We start from the raw sequence: 17,664 nt of genomic DNA on the forward strand, positions 1-17,664 counted from the left end.
TATGGTTTTAGTAAAAAGGGGTGTCGCGGTTATCGCTGCGGTGTTTTGCTTTGCAATTTTGGCAGTTTCTTGTGAAGAAGAACTAGAAACTTTAGGAGAAGGAGTTGTGGGGGGTGAGCCGTTTACCACAGGTAGGGCGTACTATGATGTATTTGTTCAGAATAAAAAAATAGTGTCTGTCCAAACCAATAAAATGCCGGTCTATCAAGCGGGGGTTTATAATGATCCAATATTTGGTAGGAGAGAATCTATAATAACTTCTCAGTTAACGTTAAGTTCAGGCAATCCAACCTTTGGCAATTTAAGACCCAATATTGAGCTATTAGAAGATCAAAGTGGCAATAGGGATACCATTGCAGAGAATGAAACGGTGACCAGTGTTTATTTATACCTCCCTTTTTTACAGGTGCCAGCAGCAAGTAATGACGCTGATGGGGACGGGGTTCCAGATGAATTGGATGTAGACCCAAATAGCGCAACGAGTGACTATGACGGTGATGGTGTAACAGACATTCAAGAGAGCAGCAATGGAACGGATCCTTTTAATGTAGATACAGACGGTGATGGTATTAATGATGGTGAGGATGAAGTTACTTTGGCTAATAATTTTCCAAGAACTTTTGCAATAGATAGTATTTTCTCTAGTGCCAAAAGAACTTTAGAAGCTCAGGATTTTTACGTTGGTAAAACGATTAATTTAAAAGTGGAGCGCTCTTCTTATTTTTTAAGAGATTTAGATCCAAACGCTGGTTTTCTAGAGGCTCAAGAATATTACAGTAATACGGATATTACATCATTTGTAGATGGTGCCCCTTTGTTTGAGGGCGAAGTGACAATTGACAACATGGAAATTGTGGAGTATGGTGAGGAGGATGATCCAGATACCGATCAAAATGAGACCGAAACTATTAACACAAGATTAAATCCAGGTATTAGGGTTCCATTGGATATTGAGTTTTTTCAAGAAAATATCCTAAATAAAGAGGGGGAGTCGGAATTGTTAAGTCAAGCTAACTTTACCCAATTCTTAAGAGGATTACATTTAAGTGTAGCACCCGGAAGTGAGTTACAAGATGTATTGTTGTTGTTTGATATGTCCCAGGCGAATATTACAATCAATTATGAATACGATGATTATGTAATTGATTCAGAAACAGATACGGGTAGTGTAGAGCAAATAGAATCTTCTTACACCTTAAATTTTATCCAAAATACAAGCACCGCTACAATTGGTAATGCGGTAAACACTTTTATAGATGAACCATACAGTGCGGAGATAACAAGCCAGCTCTCTAGTGACGAAAATGCGGAGCGCATTTATCTAAAAGGTGGTTCTGGAGCTTACGCTACAGTGAGGTTATTTGGAGAAGATGGCGGCGCCTCCCTAATTAATGATATTAAACAGAACAATTGGATAATTAACGAAGCAAACTTGGTTTATTACGTTGATGATTCAAAAATTACAAGCGTTGGTGGAACCATAGAGCCACCAAGATTGTTCCTTTATAATGCAGAGACCAATAACCCTATACATGATATAACGGATGTTGCTTCGGCTCAATCCAGTTTGGAAACCTATCCTAAATATGATGGTGTATTGCAATCCAGTGGAGGGGTGGGCCAAAAGTATTCGGTGAAGATTACAGAGCATTTGAACAACATTATAGTTAGGGATTCGGTAAATGCAGATTTAAATTTAACCCTTACTTCAAACTTAGGTATCACCGCAGTTTTAGAGGCGCAAACGGAAGAGGGAATGGACGATTTACCGGTTATGTCCACTATAAACCCTTTGGGCACCGTATTATATGGGCCAAATTTACCTTTGGAGTTAAGTGATAAAAAATTACGATTAGAAATTTTCTACACCACGGCAAACTAATTCTACATAGCAATTAGCAACTTGTAGTCATTTATTGTCATGTCAACCAAAAGTATAAGAATACTTCCGTATTTCCGTTACTTTTGTGTTGAACTACTTACTATTAACATTAATTTGAACTATAAATATGTGTGGAATTGTTGGCTATATAGGTCATAGGGATGCATATCCTATAATTATCAAAGGCTTACAGCGATTAGAATATAGGGGTTACGATAGTGCCGGTATTGTTTTGTTTGATGGCAAAGGCACTAAATTGGCCAAAACCAAGGGAAAAGTTGAGGATCTTATTAAAAGGTCCGAAGAGTCAATTAGTTTGGAGGGTAAATTAGGGTTAGGACACACTAGATGGGCAACCCACGGTGTTCCCAATGATGTAAACTCTCACCCGCATTATTCCAATTCTGGAGAGTTATGCATAATTCACAACGGGATTATAGAAAATTACGAATCCATAAAAACGGCTCTTACCAAAAGGGGCTATACCTTTAAATCCGATACTGACACTGAAGTACTCATTAACTTAATAGAAGAAGTTAAAAAGCAAGAAGGTGTTAAGTTAGGAAAAGCCGTTCAGATTGCATTGAACCAAGTGGTAGGCGCCTATGCTATAGCGGTTTTTGATATTAATAAACCAGATGAGATTGTTGTTGCAAAATTAGGTAGCCCGTTGGCTATTGGTATTGGTGATAACGAATACTTCATAGCATCAGACGCATCTCCTTTTATAGAGCATACCAATAATGCTGTTTATCTGGAAGATGAGGAAATGGCGATTATTAGATTGGGTAAAGAAATTAAACTTAGAAAAATAAAGGATGATGCTATTGCGTATCCTAATATTCTTGAGCTTCAGTTAAATTTAGAAGAGATAGAAAAAGGGGGTTACGACCATTTTATGCTCAAGGAGATTTACGAGCAGCCAAGGGCAATCTTAGATACGTATAGGGGTAGGTTGCTTGCGGATCAAGGAATTATTAGAATGGCCGGTATTGATCAAAACTTGGAAAAATTTACCAATGCAAACAGAATTATAATTGTTGCTTGTGGTACATCTTGGCATGCTGGTTTGGTGGCAGAATATATTTTTGAAGATTTAGCAAGAATACCTGTAGAGGTTGAGTATGCATCCGAATTTAGATATAGAAATCCGGTAATAACAGAGAAAGATGTTTTAATAGCAATTTCTCAATCTGGTGAAACCGCAGATACCTTGGCTGCAATAAAAATGGCCAAAGAAAGAGGTGCTTTTGTGTTTGGGGTGTGCAATGTGGTTGGTTCTTCAATTGCTAGAGAAACCCATGCAGGTGCGTATACACACGCAGGCCCTGAAATTGGTGTGGCTTCTACAAAGGCCTTTACTACACAAATAACTGTATTAACCTTAATTGCCTTAAAACTAGGAAAAGCAAACGGTGCGTTGTCGGAGTCTAAATTTCATGAATACTTAACTCAGTTAGAAGGTGTACCGGCTAAGGTAGAAAAGGCGCTAGAGTCTAACGCAATTATTGAGGAAATTGCCGCAGTGTATAAGGATTCTCCAAATTGTCTTTATTTGGGTAGGGGGTATAATTTTCCAGTGGCTCTTGAGGGTGCGTTAAAACTAAAAGAGATAAGTTACATACATGCAGAAGGTTATCCGGCAGCAGAGATGAAGCACGGACCAATAGCTTTAATAGATGAGCAAATGCCTGTTGTGGTTATCGCAACCAAAAGAGGCCATTATGAAAAAGTAGTAAGTAACATACAAGAAATAAAATCAAGGAAAGGAAAAATAATTGCCATAGTATTTGAAGGCGATACGGTTGTAAAGGAGATTGCAGACCATGTAATAGAGGTTCCGGAAACAATAGAATCCTTATCTCCGCTATTAACAACCATTCCATTGCAATTATTGTCTTATCATATTGCTCTAATGAGAGGCTGTAATGTGGATCAACCTAGAAACTTGGCAAAGTCCGTTACAGTAGAATAAGTTACTTCAAAGTAAGCACCTTGAAAACCGTCCAAATGGACGGTTTTTTATGAATTATCCATTAATAAAGGGTAATAATTGAAAAAAAAGTATTATGCATGCATAATTTTTTAGAATTTGCATTGTGGGAATTTCAAAAAAATGTATCTTCCAGCCTGATAAATTAACTTTTTTTTAAACTAACTTAATACAAATACTTAACGGATGAGAAGAATTCTATTCGCATTAGTTTTGCTTATTAGTGGTTCTGTATTGGCCCAGACAACCATTTCTGGTACAGTGGTAGACCAAAATAATGAGCCAGTTCCCGGAGCCAATGTCGTGGTTGTAGGTGTAGCAGAAGGAGCCGTTGCCGATTTTGATGGTAATTTTACGCTGACAAGTACGTTAAATCCACCATTTCAAATTAAAGTTTCAAGTGTAGGTTTTGATGAGGCTACCGTACAGATTACAAAGAATAATCAGGTTGTGAACGTAACCATAAATGAGAGTTCTACATTGTTGGACGAGATAGTAATTTCTGCATCCAGAACGCCAGAAAGATTGTTTGAATCTCCTGTTTCAGTAGAACGTTTTGGCTTACGGGAAATAAAGAATACTACTGCGGAATCTTTCTACGGGGGGCTGCAAAATTTAAAAGGCGTAGACATAAATACAAACAGTTTAACCTTTCAATCGGTTAACACAAGAGGTTTTGCCACATTTGCTAATAACCGTTTTTTGCAATTGGTAGATGGTATGGATAATACGGCACCTGGTCTAAACTTTGTTTTAGGTAACTTGGTGGGTATGTCAGAATTAGATGTGCAGAGTGTGGAGATTTTACCTGGTGCTTCATCTGCGCTTTACGGTGCGGGTGCGTTTAATGGTATCTTATTTATGAGAAGTAAGAACCCATTCGATTTTCAAGGTATAAGTGCTTATGCTAAAACAGGAATTACTTCTCAAGAGGCTGCTGGCGATAACCAATATTACGATGTAGGTATTCGTGCGGCTCATGCTTTTAGTGATAAAGTTGCAGTTAAAGCTAATTTTTCTTTTTTACAAGGTGAAGATTGGCACGCAAACAATTACACAGATTTAAACAACCCTGGTGCAGACCGTTCAAATCCGGCATATGATGGTTTAAATATTTATGGTGATGAAGTAGGGACATTAATTAATTTTGATGCAGCAGCTGGCTTGCCTTCTGGAACCGTTGGTTCTGCTTTTATTACAAGAACTGGTTATGAGGAGCGTGATTTGGCCAATTATAATGCGCAGAGCGTAAAATCTGATTTTGCGCTGCATTACCGTCCATGGGGTAATGATTTTGAAATTATTTTAAACAGTAGAATTGGTAGGGGTACAACTATCTACCAGGGAGCTAACAGATATTCTGTTGCTGGATTTAAAATGCAACAACATAAAATTGAATTAAAGAACGACAACTTCTTCCTTAGAGGATATATCGTTTCAGAAAATTCTGGGGATGCTTATGATACAAGGTTTGCTGCTATTAATGTAAACAGAAGATGGAAGTCTGATGAAGATTGGTTCACTCAGTACGCACAAACTTTTATAGGTGCAAAATTGGGGGTTGGTACCGGAGTACAATTGTCAGATGAGCAAGCACATGCAGCAGCTAGGGCAGTGGCAGATACAGGAAGATTAATTCCTGGAACTCCAGAATTTCAAAGTGCCTTTAATGCTGTTATTAATGATGGTGATTTAACAACGGGTGCCAAATTTATAGATAACACCAAATTTCGTCATGTAAATGGTAATTATAATTTAGCTCATTTAATCAATGATTGGGCAGATATTCAAGTTGGCGGGTCTTTTAGAGAGTATGAATTAAGTTCCAACGGAACCATTTTCACAGATTATGATGGTCCAATAACCTATAATGAGTTTGGTGCCTATGCGCAATTGCAAAAGAAGTTTGCGGATGATCGCTTAAAACTAACGTTATCAGGAAGATATGATAAAAATGAATTTTTTGATGGGTTCTTGTCTCCTAGAGCTGGTATTTCTGCTACTTTAGGTGAAAATAGAAATCATAATATTAGAGCTTCTATTCAGCAAGGTTTCCGTAACCCAACTACACAAGATTTATTTATTGGTTTAGACGCGGGAAGGGCTATTTTAGTAGGTTCTGCTCCAGACAACTTAGATAGGGACGTAAGAACGTTTAGTGTAAGTGAGGCAGGTCAAAATAATTTTGGACAACCAGCAACGGTAAGTATTGTAGGTAGGGCTGCATATGAAAATGCATTTTCTTTGAGTTCTGTTCAAAATGGCGCTCCTGAAGCCGTAAATACCGGTGTAATTCAGCCAGAAGAGATTACTGCTGTTGAATTGGGTTATAGAACGCAACTAGGCAAGTTCACCATAGATTTAAGTGGCTATTATAATAGTTATGAGAACTTTATTGCTAACGTTACTACGGTTGTGCCATTTTATGGAGAAGCGGGGGATAATGGACTTTCTTTAGCAGCATTGCAAAATGGAGATTTCCAAGCTTATCAAACATATACTAACTCAGACGTAAACATTAATTCTTGGGGCGCAACTGCGGGCGTTGATACAAAAATCTTTGGAAATTTTGATTTAGGTGTAAATTATACCTACGCAGATTTAGATTTTGATAAAGCGTCAAATCCAGATTTTAGAACCAATTTTAATACACCAAAACATAAGGTGAAAGCTTCTTTTGGAAACACGGAATTATTTAAAAATTTCGGATTCGGAATAAATTATAGGTGGAGTGATTCTTTCTTCTGGGAAGCTACATTTGCAGATGGGGATGTACCAGCTTATTCCGTTTTAGATGCGCAGATTAACTACACGGTGCCATCTATTAAATCTATTTTTAAGGTAGGTGGAAGCAATATTTTAGGAGAAGAGTATTATACCGCTTTTGGTAGTGGTAATATTGGGTCTATATTCTTCGTTTCTTGGACAATTAACCCATAAGATTATTAACTCATTATAAATAAATTAAGGGCATTCTGTTGAATGCCCTTTTTAGTTTTGTAAAAAAAGAATAGGAAGTTTCTATATAAGAATGTAATAACCTATCTTTGCGCCCGAAAAAATAGCGTTCTCGTTCCGTTAGGAATTGAATTAATTGAAATACTGAAGTAATGTCAAAAGTTACAGGAAAAGTTGCCCAAATTATTGGCCCGGTTATCGATGTGGAGTTCGAATCGGGAACAGAAATTCCAAAAATCTACGATTCTTTAGAAGTAAAACGTTCTAATGGTTCCGTATTGGTTTTGGAAGTACAATCTCACATTGGTGAAAATACAGTAAGAACCATCTCTATGGATTCTACAGATGGTTTGAGCCGTGGTGTAGAAGTGGTTGCTACTGGTAGTGCCATCCAAATGCCAATTGGTGAGGATGTTTATGGTCGACTATTTAATGTAATTGGAGAGCCAATTGATGGTCTTCAAGATTTGCCAAAAAGTGGTGATAATGGTCTTCCAATTCACCGTGAGGCTCCAAAATTTGAAGATTTATCTACTTCTACTGAGGTTTTGTTTACAGGTATCAAAGTAATCGATTTGATTGAGCCTTATGCAAAAGGTGGTAAAATTGGATTGTTTGGTGGTGCTGGTGTAGGTAAAACGGTATTGATTCAAGAGTTAATCAATAACATCGCAAAAGGGCATGGTGGTCTTTCTGTATTCGCTGGAGTAGGTGAGCGTACAAGAGAAGGTAATGACCTTTTAAGAGAGATGTTAGAGTCCGGGATTATTAAGTACGGAGACGATTTCTTGCATTCCATGGAAGAAGGTGGATGGGATTTGACCAAAGTGGATAAGGAAGCTATGAAAGAATCTAAAGCTACTTTCGTATTTGGTCAGATGAACGAACCACCAGGTGCGCGTGCGCGTGTTGCACTGTCTGGTCTTACTATTGCGGAGTATTTCCGTGATGGAGCTGGTGATGGTCAAGGTAAAGACGTACTTTTCTTCGTAGATAATATATTCCGTTTTACACAAGCTGGTTCAGAAGTATCTGCACTTTTAGGAAGGATGCCTTCTGCAGTAGGTTACCAACCAACTTTGGCAACAGAGATGGGAGCTATGCAAGAGCGTATTACATCAACTAAAAGAGGTTCTATTACCTCTGTACAGGCAGTATACGTACCTGCGGATGATTTAACGGATCCCGCGCCTGCAACTACGTTTGCGCACTTAGATGCAACTACGGTACTTTCTAGAAAAATTGCTGAGTTGGGTATCTATCCAGCGGTAGATCCATTAGATTCTACTTCAAGGATTCTTACTCCAGAAATCTTAGGAAAAGACCATTATGGTTGTGCACAACGGGTAAAAGAGTTGTTACAGCGTTATAAAGAATTACAAGATATTATTGCTATCCTTGGTATGGAAGAACTTTCAGAAGAGGATAAGTTGGCAGTAGGTAGGGCAAGACGTGTGCAGCGTTTCTTATCGCAGCCTTTCCATGTAGCGGAGCAATTTACAGGTATTCCTGGCGTATTGGTAGATATTAAGGATACCATAAAAGGTTTTAACATGATTATGGATGGTGAGTTAGACCATTTACCAGAATCAGCTTTTAACCTTAAAGGTACCATTGAAGAAGCCATAGAGGCTGGTGAGAAAATGTTGGCTGAGGCTTAATATTTGAGATTTGGCTTTAAAGGGCAGGATTATTTAATTTATGGGTAACCAGCCAAAGCTAACTTCTAACTTTAAATAGATAATAGATGTATTTAGAAATAGTTTCTCCAGAAGCCACTTTGTTCTCGGGTGATGTTACCTCGGTAACTGTTCCTGGTATTAACGGTGAGTTTCAAATGTTAGCAAACCACGCACCTATTGTATCGCTGTTACAAGAAGGAGATGTGAAAATTAAAGGTAACATTGAGGTTGCCAAAGAATTTAAGGATAAGTTTTTAAAGGCAAGTAACGGAGATGTGGTTTTACCCATAAAAAGTGGAACCATAGAAATGAAGGATAACAAAGTTATTGTATTGGCAGATTAAGGTTGATGCAAACGATATAAAAAGCCCGGCTCACATGAGTCGGGCTTTTTTGGTTTACATGAAATCATAGATTTTTTCGTGCTATTGGAAATGATAGATGCCTCAATTGTTATCCCTTTCTAAATTGCAATCAATCAATAAAATAATCTTTAGATGAAAAAATCAATTATCGTATTTGTTTTGGCCTTTACAATATTTTCATTGAATGCTGAGGCTCAAAACTGTAACCAAGGGAAAAAGTTAGCAGAGAAGACTTGGGAGAAATTTGGTCCATGGAAACCTAATTTCAGTATAGTTCCCTTTAAAAATCAGGTCGCAAAAGTAAAAAGGGCATGGAATTATATTTCCTCAAACAGTGGGGCAAATATTGGGCCTCGCTACTTGGAAGTTGATGGAGGTAACGAAACAGGTAGTATTACCGGTCAGACAAAGAGGACTTTCGTCACACCGCCATCTTTTAACAATAATATGACCATCACCATTAATAAGTATGATGGTAGGGCAGAAACCGGTGTAATTATTTGTTCTCACGGAAGGGACGGTATTACTAAAACATTGAAGTCCTATACTTTTCCCAATGATAAAAATGGAGCAACCAAGAAATTTACAATTAGTGGTGTAAAAGGAAAAGTAGTCAGTATAGCTATGCGTAACAAATCGGTTGGCAACAAATTTAAGTACCGTATCAACGCTAAGTAAATGTTTGGCCACTTTTAAATTGATTTTGAAAGTGGCATTCGTTTTTCTTTATGTAATCAATAAAAGAATTGAGAACGTTGTTTACCATCATTTGCTGCACAATGATAATGGGGGTTATGACCGCCCAAAAAAGAATAAAACCACCAAAATCTAAAACCAACATTGAGAGTGTGGACAGTTTTGTTGATGCCGCATTCAATATATACAATTCTGTTTTTGATTTTCATTACGGGATTGCCAATGAAACTGACACATATGATGTCTTGGATGAAAGTGGGGAAGAAGGGACGGAAGAAAATCTTTCTGATGAAGCGGATTATGAAGTTGCTGAGCAAGAAGTTGAGAAAGATGAATTCAAGATTATGGAAGATAATATTGCCCTTCTTATGAAAACCGTACCTGATATTTTGGAAGAAATAGACAGTCATTCGGTATCCCAGCAGTTAAAGGCAGCGCTCAACCTTAACAAGGGTATAAAGGCCTTGAAGCAATCGGGGAAGTTTATAAAAATGACATTAGGTTGAGAATAAAAACTTGAAAACTTGAAAACATGAAAAAATTTGTAAAAATCTTATTGGTAATCGTATTATTTTCTGGAAGTGCTACCATAAAAGCACAATCTTGTGATACCGGACGAAAAATAGCCATAAAAATGCATAATGGACAAAATGGAATGCCTTCAAATGTATTTGCGATTTACCGGGACATTTATAACCATGTGGCCGGTAGAAACAGCAAATGGCAGATTGGTTCCAGATATTTGGGTATTGGATCTAACCGCCCAACAGAGACAGGCACCGTTATGGGGCAGACCTCAAGGACTTTTGTGACCCACCCGGCAACAAACAACAAAGCGACCATAGTATTGGAAAAAACAGGAGGTAAGGCGAAAACGTCCGTAATGGTCTGTGTAATCAATAAAAATGGGTCATCAAGAAGCTTGCCTGTGCATACTTTTTCCAATGGTAATGGTACGAGTACTAAAAGATTTACAGTAAACAATGCCAAGGATAAAATTATCGTTGTATCGATTAAAAATAGATCGGTAGGCAACAAATTCAAATACAAGATTAGTGCTAGATAAACAGTAATATTTTTTTTTGATTTGAGCGGGAAAAATTCGGTGATGGATGCCCCTTAGGCAGTTAAATTAATTAAAAACTGAAACTTTCTATTGGTTTAAATTCGAGCAGGGCAACAGTGGCAAATTGCAAGTGCCCAGCGACCCTGAAACAAAGGCTGGGCGCGTTATTTAATCTAAAAAAACGATGAAATCAAATAAAATTATGAGAACCATTTTAGTAGTCATGTTTATGGCAATGAGTACAATGTCAATGGCACAAAAGAAAATGATCTACGATGCTGAACTGAAGAAGGAAATATATGAATTAATAAGCTCTAATAAAGAAGTTCAATCTGCTCTAAAAAAAGTGCCAAAGGAAGCGCAAAAAGATATCCTAGAGAAATTTGCCATTTTCTACTCACTATCTAAAGAAGACCAGAAAAGTGTTCTAAATATATGTGAAGCTTGTGCAAAGAAAAATGGGATTGATGTAAAGCAAATAGTATCCGAAGTCAGTTCATATAGTCATGAAGACGATTGGACAGCAGGCTTAGCAATTGGCGGCGCCATTTTTGGAGGAGGGGTTGGCGGTCCTGGAGGAGCAGCACTTGGAGCTACACTTGGAGGTCTACTTGGTAAGGCTATAGGTAAAAAAATTGATGACGCTAAGAGCAAAGGAAAAAACAAAGTAGAAAGTAGCGTAATGGCTAATCCTGATGGTACCGATTGCGAAGGCAGAAAAGCAGAGTTCCCATTCCAAATGTAAAAGTATATATAAGATGCCCCGGCGTTTTAAGCTGGGGTCGTCTTATGTGAATTCATAGATTTTTTATCGGTACTGGAATTAGCAGATATTTCCTTATAAGTAATGTAATAGTTTGCGGTATATCAGAATTAGTAATAAGAGCATTAATAACAACCAACCAAAATGGAAACAACTACAGTATCAACACCAGACATATTACAAGTAAAAGAGGCTTTGGCCAAAGCATTTCCAAATTATAAAGTAAAGCCCCCTTTTTTTAACAAAAAAATGATTCATGTAGTAGATGGGCTGCGCATGGCAATAGTGGTCCAAAACCATGGGCAGCTTAAGGCAACTAGGGCATTAAACATAATGCATCCATGGGCTTTTATAGTATTTGTTTTGTTAATGGCCTTTACGCTTGTGGGAGGGTTAATTTTCTACTTTATAATTCACCAAAGAAAGAAAGACGAGATAATCGAATTAGAAGAAGAAGTAAATAGTTTTTTGAGTGTAAACTATCAACAAATTAAGTAATAATTCAACCAAATAAAAATGAAAAATCAATTTAGTGTATTAATAGCGATTGCATTAATCATGCAATCGTGTGGTTCAAAAACAGGGGATTCAATAGCTGAAAATTTTGGGGGTAAAGTAAATTACTCTCAAAATATGCTTAAAAAAGATGATCAATCTGAATCGCTCAACACATATATGGTACAAGTTAAAGGCAGTAAAATGTTGGATACGTTAAAACAAAACTATGCTTGTGCCAGTATCGCCATTATGGCCTATGAAAACTTTACACCTGAGCAGAAAGAAGAGTTTAAACAGCTATATGTAGAGATAAAAAATTCAGATGCAGACCCAACGGTTTATTATTATAATTCTGCGTCCATAGAACCTTGCGCGCATCAAAGTGGCATTTATACTGAGTTTTCGGAAAACTTATTAGAAGAAAAGTACAATGCTATTGCAAAAAAAGTTATTCCAAAGTACAGAACGCCAACTTTGGGAGAAGAGTTGGGCAATTTTGTTAAGCCGTTAATTCAGGAACATGGCAAAATTGAAAGTTATAAAAGAACTCAATTTAGTATTGTTACAACCAAGACCAAGCAAGACCTTTATAAATATGAAGGGGTGCTTATATTTAAGGATGGCTACAAACGGCCATATTTTATTACTACCTCACCGAATGTTGAAAATGAATACATTTCAGGCTATCAATTGGATATTTAATTGAAAATCTAATTGAATTCATTTATTTTTTACCAACTTAACATGGTAATTATATGGGAGTCTATTAATGAACCATAAATGCCAAATACATAATTGAAGTAATGAGCAAAAAGGGTTTTATAAATTACGTGGTCTGTTGTATGGCCATATTATGTATTAATGGTCTTTCTGCTCAGAATACAATTGCAAGTAAAGTTGATAGTCTCCAAACTTTTATAGAGAAAGCACCCAACGACACTTTAAAGGTCATCGCATATCAAGATTTGGCAAAGCTACTTTTAAGGCAAGGTAAAGCTCAAGAAATGCTGACTATTGCTGATGAGGGAATCGCGTTGTCAGAAAAACTTAACTATTCCAGGGGCGAAGCTCAAATGAAATTGACCAAAGGAGTTGTTTTTTATGCAACGGGTAAATGCGATGAAGCTATTGAGCTTTATGACCAAGCTTTAAAAATTGCCAAGGAGATAGAAGAGAAGGAGCTAGAGGCGAAAATCCATATCAATACGGGTTCTTGTTATCAAAAAAAAGGTGATTTAGATTTAGCCTTGGAGAGTTATCTGAATGCCTATGCTTTAAAACAAAGTTTGCAAAAACCACATTTGGCTGCTTTGTTAAATAATATTGGGGCGATATATAGAATTAAGGAACGATATGAAAGGGCCGAAGAGATTTATTTGAGTTCATATGAGATTAAAAAAGAAGTCAATGATAGCCTAGGTATGGCTACCAGCCTCATGAATCTTGGTTTGGTCTATTACCTTATGAAAGGCAAAGAATCGCTTGCTATTGAAACGCTTAACAAAAGCAAGTTGTTTTATCAAAATCTAGGGCGAGAGGATGAGGTAGCCACTTGCCACACTGCTTTGGGAAGGGTTTATTCAGGACTTGGAGACATTACCCAAGCAAAAGAAGAATTGAATAATGCATGGAGCTATTTTAAAGATCAACCCATTTCTGATTACTACTGCCATACTTTAAGTTTATTGGGTGAAGTTGCCCTAGTTGAAAATAAGCTAATTGATGCTGAAGAATACTTAACCGAGGCCAGAAGAGCTGCTATTAAATTAGAACGGAAACAAGAAAAAGCAGATATCCTTCTTGGGCTTAGTAGAGCCAAATACGGTTTAGGCAAAGAAAGTGAAGCTTATGATTTAATTGAGAGTGTTTTGGCATTAAAAGACACCCTAAATCAGGAATCTCGATTAAAATCGATGGAAGAAATGCAGGCAAAGTTTGATGTCCGGCAAAAAGAGAGTGAACTTGAAATTAGTAATCTAAAACTAGATCAACGAACCAAGCAACGTAATATATTTTTGGTAGCCGCCACTGGGTTCTTCCTTTTTGCGGGTATGATATTTTTATTTCTTCGTCACCGTATAAGGGCTAACAATAAAATAGCTATTCAAACAGAGCTAATACACGCACAAGAAATAACAGAGTTAGAGCAACAGAATAAACTCTTGGCCTTGAACAGTATGATTGAAGGACAAGAGGCTGAGCGTATGCGAATAGCAAAAGACCTTCATGATAGTCTAGGGGGGTTATTGAGTACGGTAAAAGCTCATTTCACAGCAATACAGAACGAAAATGATGAGCAAGAAAAATCGAGCATTACCACAAAAACAAATACTTTGATTGATGAGGCCTGTGTTGAGGTTAGAAGAATTTCGCATAACATGATTCCGCATGCTTTAACGATTTCTGGACTACCAGTTGCTCTAGAAGACATGGCAGCCAATTTGAGAAGGGAAGGCTATGAAGTAGACCTAAGTATACTTGATTTTCCAAAACAAATGGCAAAAACCAAGCAAGCCATGTTGTATCGTTTATTGCAAGAAATTATAGCAAATATTCGTAAACACGCACAAGCCAAAAGCATTTTAATTCAATTATTTAAAACTAATGGCAGCCTTAGTTTAATTGTAGAAGATGATGGCAAAGGCTTTAATTACACAGTAGCTGTAGCATCTGGCGGAGTCGGCCTAAAAAGTATTAATAGCCGAGTAGAGTTTTTAAATGGAGAGATTGATTGGGATAGTAGTGTCGGAGCCGGTACCACCATTACCATTACTATTCCTGAAATTTTATAAAATATATCAGATTACCATACATTTTTTGTAAGATTTTTTTTCAAAACATTAATTTGTCCGATTACACATTTTTTTGATTGGTAGATAGCTTTTACTAAATATAAACTCATTTTGCCCATTTATACATTTTTATGGGGCTTATGCAATAAAAGCACCTAGTTTTAAGGGAATCTCAGAACCAAACCATGTCTCCAATTAAAGTTTTTATTGTTGATGACCATCAAATGGTCATTGAAGGTATTCGATTGTTATTACAAAACGAAGAACACATTCAAGTAGTAGGTCAAGCCCTAAACGCTAAAGAAGCAATTGATGTTATTCCAGATATAAAACCTGATGTCATATTGTTGGATATAAATATGCCAGGGATGAACGGTATTGATGCCTGTAAAGAGTTGATGAAATTACTCCCTAACGTTAAAATCATCTCTATAACCATGCATAAAGAGATTAGCCTTATCAAAATGATGTTGGGTAATGGCGCAAAAGGGTATGTGCTTAAAAATGCAGGTAAAGATGAATTGGTCGAAGCTGTTGAAGCCGTTCATAAGGGTAAAATGTATTTAGATGATGTTTCTAATGAGATAGTTATCAGTACGATGAACGGTTCCAACAAAAAGAAGGAAAGTAGTTCATTATTCCCTAAGCTTTCCCGTAGGGAAAAAGATGTGTTGCGTTTGATTCTGAATGAACATACAACTCAAGAGATAGCGGGTAAATTATTTATCAGTTTCGGAACCGTTGAGACCCACCGACGTAATATGCTCATTAAAACTGGTACCCGAAACACTGCAGGACTGGTTCGTGTTGCTTTAGAATATGAGCTGTGCAATTAGCATAGTTGATTATTACATGATTTCATAGATTTTTCTTGGTTAGGGTTTTCTTTGATAGCTACTAGATTCCCTAGATGTAATTTGCAGAGGGTTCAAATCTCAAGAAATGGATACGCTTAAAATTATAGGCATTGCATTTGGTGTAGTGATTGTTATACATAGGTTTTATAAAGCTTATCAAGAATATAAGGCACGTAAAAAACCAGTGAATGTAAAGCCGAAAAATAGGTTGGCAGAATCTATTGGTGAATATAACAAAGTTCAAGTGGGTGATTTGTATTCAATAGAGTTGCCCGAGTTAATGGTAACAACCTTTGAGTTGAATGATGAGGCAAGATTGCAGTTTCAAGATGAAGAAAAAGACATTTATATCATTGGTATTGATGAAACTTCAGAAGAATTTAAAGCGGTACATCGAGAATATGAAACCTATGATGAGACCATTTCGTTACTAGAGAATTACAAGAAAATTCAATTGCAATCCTTTACCGAAGGAATGCAGGTATCTCACAAAAATGAAGGCTTGCAAAGTAGTGATAATCATAACGCTCTATTAGTTGATTTCCAAGCCAAGGTGGAAGGAATACTTTTTCCTATTTACTATGCCATTCTTTTTGTTGAAACAGAAAACAATCTATTCATGTTAATCTCATGGACTACGGCTAATAAGAGGAATCAAAATGAGGAAGAAATCAAGAAAATGTTAAGATCATTCAATTATATCAACCTAAAAGTAAATAATCCAATACAAACAAAATGAAAAAAGTAGTTCAACTATCAATTTTTGTTTTGCTTACTTACGCAAGTCCGCAGAACAGTTCGCCAAATTTTGCCAATGAGGGTAGAGATTGGTATATCAGTAAAAATACGGGTTCTGGTCAAATGGGTACCAAAGAACGCCCAGCAAAAGATATGGGTAACATTATTCATCATCTAAAACCAAACGATCGAATTCATATTGCTGAAGGCATATACACAAGTAAAGGTTCAAGGGGCTCAGATGAAATCAATGTACCCGTAAAGATATATGGAGGTTATGACACCTCCTTTTCAACACGCGACCCTTGGGATGCCCATAAAACCATTTTTACGGGGACTAACGAATATATGAAGTTAACTACTCCAAGAATATACATTAGAACGGATCAACAACGAGAAAGTAATGGGCAAAAATCAACTGGAGGTGAAATTATTGTTGATGGAATAATCATTGACAACGGACCTAGAAACCGATACCATAAGAATGAAAATTTAGCCATTAGAAGAAAGGCGAGCCCAAAAACACAACAAAATCCATCTCCTGAATCTGGCGGCATCGTAATTGTTGGTAGCCATTATACCAATGTAGCAGTTCAAAATTGTGTGGTAATGAACACAGCACCTTCAGAGGGGGCGATATCGGTTCGTGTGATGAAAGGTGGAAAAGGAATCATTCAAAACAACTTCTGCATAAACAATACGGGTTACGGAATTCATGCTAGAACGGGTTATGTAGGCAGTGATGAGAATGTGATTCCAAAATTCTTGGTAAAACACAATACATCTTTGTTTACTTGGAAGCACGACGCAATTGCCTCATATGGTGGAGATGCAATGGCTTTTGATCAGAACCTTGTTGCAACTGTAGAAAACAATACTCTAGGTTATGGCCACATGGGGGGTATCTATAACAAAGGAGCAAAGCTTAAAATGGTGAATAATTTATTTACAGGTAATGGCAAATACGATTATAAAGAAATAAATGCTAAGATGGCTGTTGCTGATATATTGGATGAATCAATGCATTTAGATCCAATGAGTGATGGTAATAAAGGTATGTTAATCAAGATACCGGTTGCAGAACGATGGGCAGAGATATATGCAGGTAGAGATATTGTTACAAGAGAACAAGTTGATGCTGCAGTAACTGTGCCCAACACTGGAGCCAATCAATTAAGAAGCATATTCGGATTAAACCAACAGGGTTCAGCGGTTAAAATGGATGCAGAAGTTTTTCTTCCATTGATAACCATTGAAGAAGCCCTACCTGCAGGCTTATACCCATGGGAGGGTATGGGCTGCAATATTCCAAAGCAGGCGCAGTAATAGTTTATAGTATTAATTAGGGTAAACCGCTGTTCGCTTATGAAGATT

15 protein-coding genes are annotated in these 17,664 nt (G+C 37.0%); all 15 read left to right on the forward strand.

The window, feature by feature from the left end; translation table 11 throughout:
• Position 1 precedes the first annotated feature (1 nt).
• The 15 genes from ACXAGS_RS02690 (at position 2) to ACXAGS_RS02760 (ending at position 17,616) form a co-directional block, all read left to right on the forward strand.
• Positions 2-1,882, forward strand: coding sequence for a DUF4270 domain-containing protein (locus ACXAGS_RS02690; RefSeq protein ID WP_474904301.1), 1,881 nt, complete (start codon positions 2-4; stop codon positions 1,880-1,882).
• 127 nt (positions 1,883-2,009) lie between these two features.
• The gene (gene glmS, locus ACXAGS_RS02695; RefSeq protein WP_474904303.1) at positions 2,010-3,857 is read left to right on the forward strand and encodes a glutamine--fructose-6-phosphate transaminase (isomerizing); all 1,848 of its coding nucleotides are present in this window, start codon (positions 2,010-2,012) and stop codon (positions 3,855-3,857) included.
• A gap of 204 nt (positions 3,858-4,061) precedes the next feature.
• On the forward strand, positions 4,062-6,815 hold the full coding sequence (locus tag ACXAGS_RS02700) for a TonB-dependent receptor (protein ID WP_474904304.1): 2,754 nt from the start codon (positions 4,062-4,064) through the stop codon (positions 6,813-6,815).
• A gap of 170 nt (positions 6,816-6,985) precedes the next feature.
• The gene (atpD, locus tag ACXAGS_RS02705; protein ID WP_010516468.1) at positions 6,986-8,494 is read left to right on the forward strand and encodes a F0F1 ATP synthase subunit beta; all 1,509 of its coding nucleotides are present in this window, start codon (positions 6,986-6,988) and stop codon (positions 8,492-8,494) included.
• Positions 8,495-8,580: 86 nt separating this feature from the next.
• Positions 8,581-8,859, forward strand: coding sequence for a F0F1 ATP synthase subunit delta/epsilon (locus ACXAGS_RS02710; RefSeq protein WP_474904306.1), 279 nt, complete (start codon positions 8,581-8,583; stop codon positions 8,857-8,859).
• 153 nt (positions 8,860-9,012) lie between these two features.
• Entirely contained in the window at positions 9,013-9,558 is a 546-nt protein-coding gene (locus ACXAGS_RS02715; protein WP_474904308.1) for a hypothetical protein, read from the forward strand.
• Positions 9,559-9,659: 101 nt separating this feature from the next.
• Positions 9,660-10,082, forward strand: coding sequence for a hypothetical protein (locus tag ACXAGS_RS02720; RefSeq protein ID WP_474904310.1), 423 nt, complete (start codon positions 9,660-9,662; stop codon positions 10,080-10,082).
• Positions 10,083-10,108: 26 nt separating this feature from the next.
• Positions 10,109-10,642 (forward strand): hypothetical protein, encoded by a 534-nt coding sequence (locus ACXAGS_RS02725; RefSeq protein ID WP_474904312.1) that lies wholly within the window; start codon positions 10,109-10,111, stop codon positions 10,640-10,642.
• Positions 10,643-10,826: 184 nt separating this feature from the next.
• Positions 10,827-11,387, forward strand: coding sequence for a hypothetical protein (locus tag ACXAGS_RS02730; protein ID WP_474904314.1), 561 nt, complete (start codon positions 10,827-10,829; stop codon positions 11,385-11,387).
• A gap of 162 nt (positions 11,388-11,549) precedes the next feature.
• Positions 11,550-11,903, forward strand: a complete 354-nt coding sequence (locus ACXAGS_RS02735; protein ID WP_474904316.1) for a hypothetical protein — start codon at positions 11,550-11,552, stop codon at positions 11,901-11,903.
• Between the two features lie 18 nt (positions 11,904-11,921).
• Positions 11,922-12,605, forward strand: coding sequence for a hypothetical protein (locus tag ACXAGS_RS02740; protein WP_474904318.1), 684 nt, complete (start codon positions 11,922-11,924; stop codon positions 12,603-12,605).
• A gap of 101 nt (positions 12,606-12,706) precedes the next feature.
• Positions 12,707-14,695: a tetratricopeptide repeat protein gene (locus ACXAGS_RS02745; protein WP_474904319.1), complete on the forward strand. Its 1,989-nt coding sequence runs from the start codon at positions 12,707-12,709 to the stop codon at positions 14,693-14,695.
• 185 nt (positions 14,696-14,880) lie between these two features.
• Positions 14,881-15,531 carry a response regulator transcription factor gene (locus tag ACXAGS_RS02750; protein ID WP_474904321.1) on the forward strand — a complete coding sequence of 217 codons (651 nt, stop codon included), beginning with the start codon at positions 14,881-14,883 and terminating at the stop codon, positions 15,529-15,531.
• Positions 15,532-15,637: 106 nt separating this feature from the next.
• Positions 15,638-16,291: a hypothetical protein gene (locus tag ACXAGS_RS02755; RefSeq protein WP_474904323.1), complete on the forward strand. Its 654-nt coding sequence runs from the start codon at positions 15,638-15,640 to the stop codon at positions 16,289-16,291.
• The gene (locus ACXAGS_RS02760) at positions 16,288-17,616 is read left to right on the forward strand and encodes a hypothetical protein (RefSeq protein WP_474904324.1); all 1,329 of its coding nucleotides are present in this window, start codon (positions 16,288-16,290) and stop codon (positions 17,614-17,616) included. The genes ACXAGS_RS02755 and ACXAGS_RS02760 overlap by 4 nt, the downstream gene beginning before the upstream one ends.
• Positions 17,617-17,664: the final 48 nt, after the last annotated feature.

Source organism: Croceivirga sp. ABH4_376, from assembly GCF_056160685.1.

What these genes read in the sequence shown, in the direction of transcription:
- ACXAGS_RS02690 (WP_474904301.1), top strand. Translation starts at nt 2, where the DNA reads ATGGTTTTAGTAAAAAGGGGTGTCGCGGTTATCGCTGCGGTGTTTTGC.
- glmS (WP_474904303.1), top strand. Translation starts at nt 2,010, where the DNA reads ATGTGTGGAATTGTTGGCTATATAGGTCATAGGGATGCATATCCTATA.
- ACXAGS_RS02700 (WP_474904304.1), top strand. Translation starts at nt 4,062, where the DNA reads ATGAGAAGAATTCTATTCGCATTAGTTTTGCTTATTAGTGGTTCTGTA.
- atpD (WP_010516468.1), top strand. Translation starts at nt 6,986, where the DNA reads ATGTCAAAAGTTACAGGAAAAGTTGCCCAAATTATTGGCCCGGTTATC.
- ACXAGS_RS02710 (WP_474904306.1), top strand. Translation starts at nt 8,581, where the DNA reads ATGTATTTAGAAATAGTTTCTCCAGAAGCCACTTTGTTCTCGGGTGAT.
- ACXAGS_RS02715 (WP_474904308.1), top strand. Translation starts at nt 9,013, where the DNA reads ATGAAAAAATCAATTATCGTATTTGTTTTGGCCTTTACAATATTTTCA.
- ACXAGS_RS02720 (WP_474904310.1), top strand. Translation starts at nt 9,660, where the DNA reads ATGATAATGGGGGTTATGACCGCCCAAAAAAGAATAAAACCACCAAAA.
- ACXAGS_RS02725 (WP_474904312.1), top strand. Translation starts at nt 10,109, where the DNA reads ATGAAAAAATTTGTAAAAATCTTATTGGTAATCGTATTATTTTCTGGA.
- ACXAGS_RS02730 (WP_474904314.1), top strand. Translation starts at nt 10,827, where the DNA reads ATGAAATCAAATAAAATTATGAGAACCATTTTAGTAGTCATGTTTATG.
- ACXAGS_RS02735 (WP_474904316.1), top strand. Translation starts at nt 11,550, where the DNA reads ATGGAAACAACTACAGTATCAACACCAGACATATTACAAGTAAAAGAG.
- ACXAGS_RS02740 (WP_474904318.1), top strand. Translation starts at nt 11,922, where the DNA reads ATGAAAAATCAATTTAGTGTATTAATAGCGATTGCATTAATCATGCAA.
- ACXAGS_RS02745 (WP_474904319.1), top strand. Translation starts at nt 12,707, where the DNA reads ATGAGCAAAAAGGGTTTTATAAATTACGTGGTCTGTTGTATGGCCATA.
- ACXAGS_RS02750 (WP_474904321.1), top strand. Translation starts at nt 14,881, where the DNA reads ATGTCTCCAATTAAAGTTTTTATTGTTGATGACCATCAAATGGTCATT.
- ACXAGS_RS02755 (WP_474904323.1), top strand. Translation starts at nt 15,638, where the DNA reads ATGGATACGCTTAAAATTATAGGCATTGCATTTGGTGTAGTGATTGTT.
- ACXAGS_RS02760 (WP_474904324.1), top strand. Translation starts at nt 16,288, where the DNA reads ATGAAAAAAGTAGTTCAACTATCAATTTTTGTTTTGCTTACTTACGCA.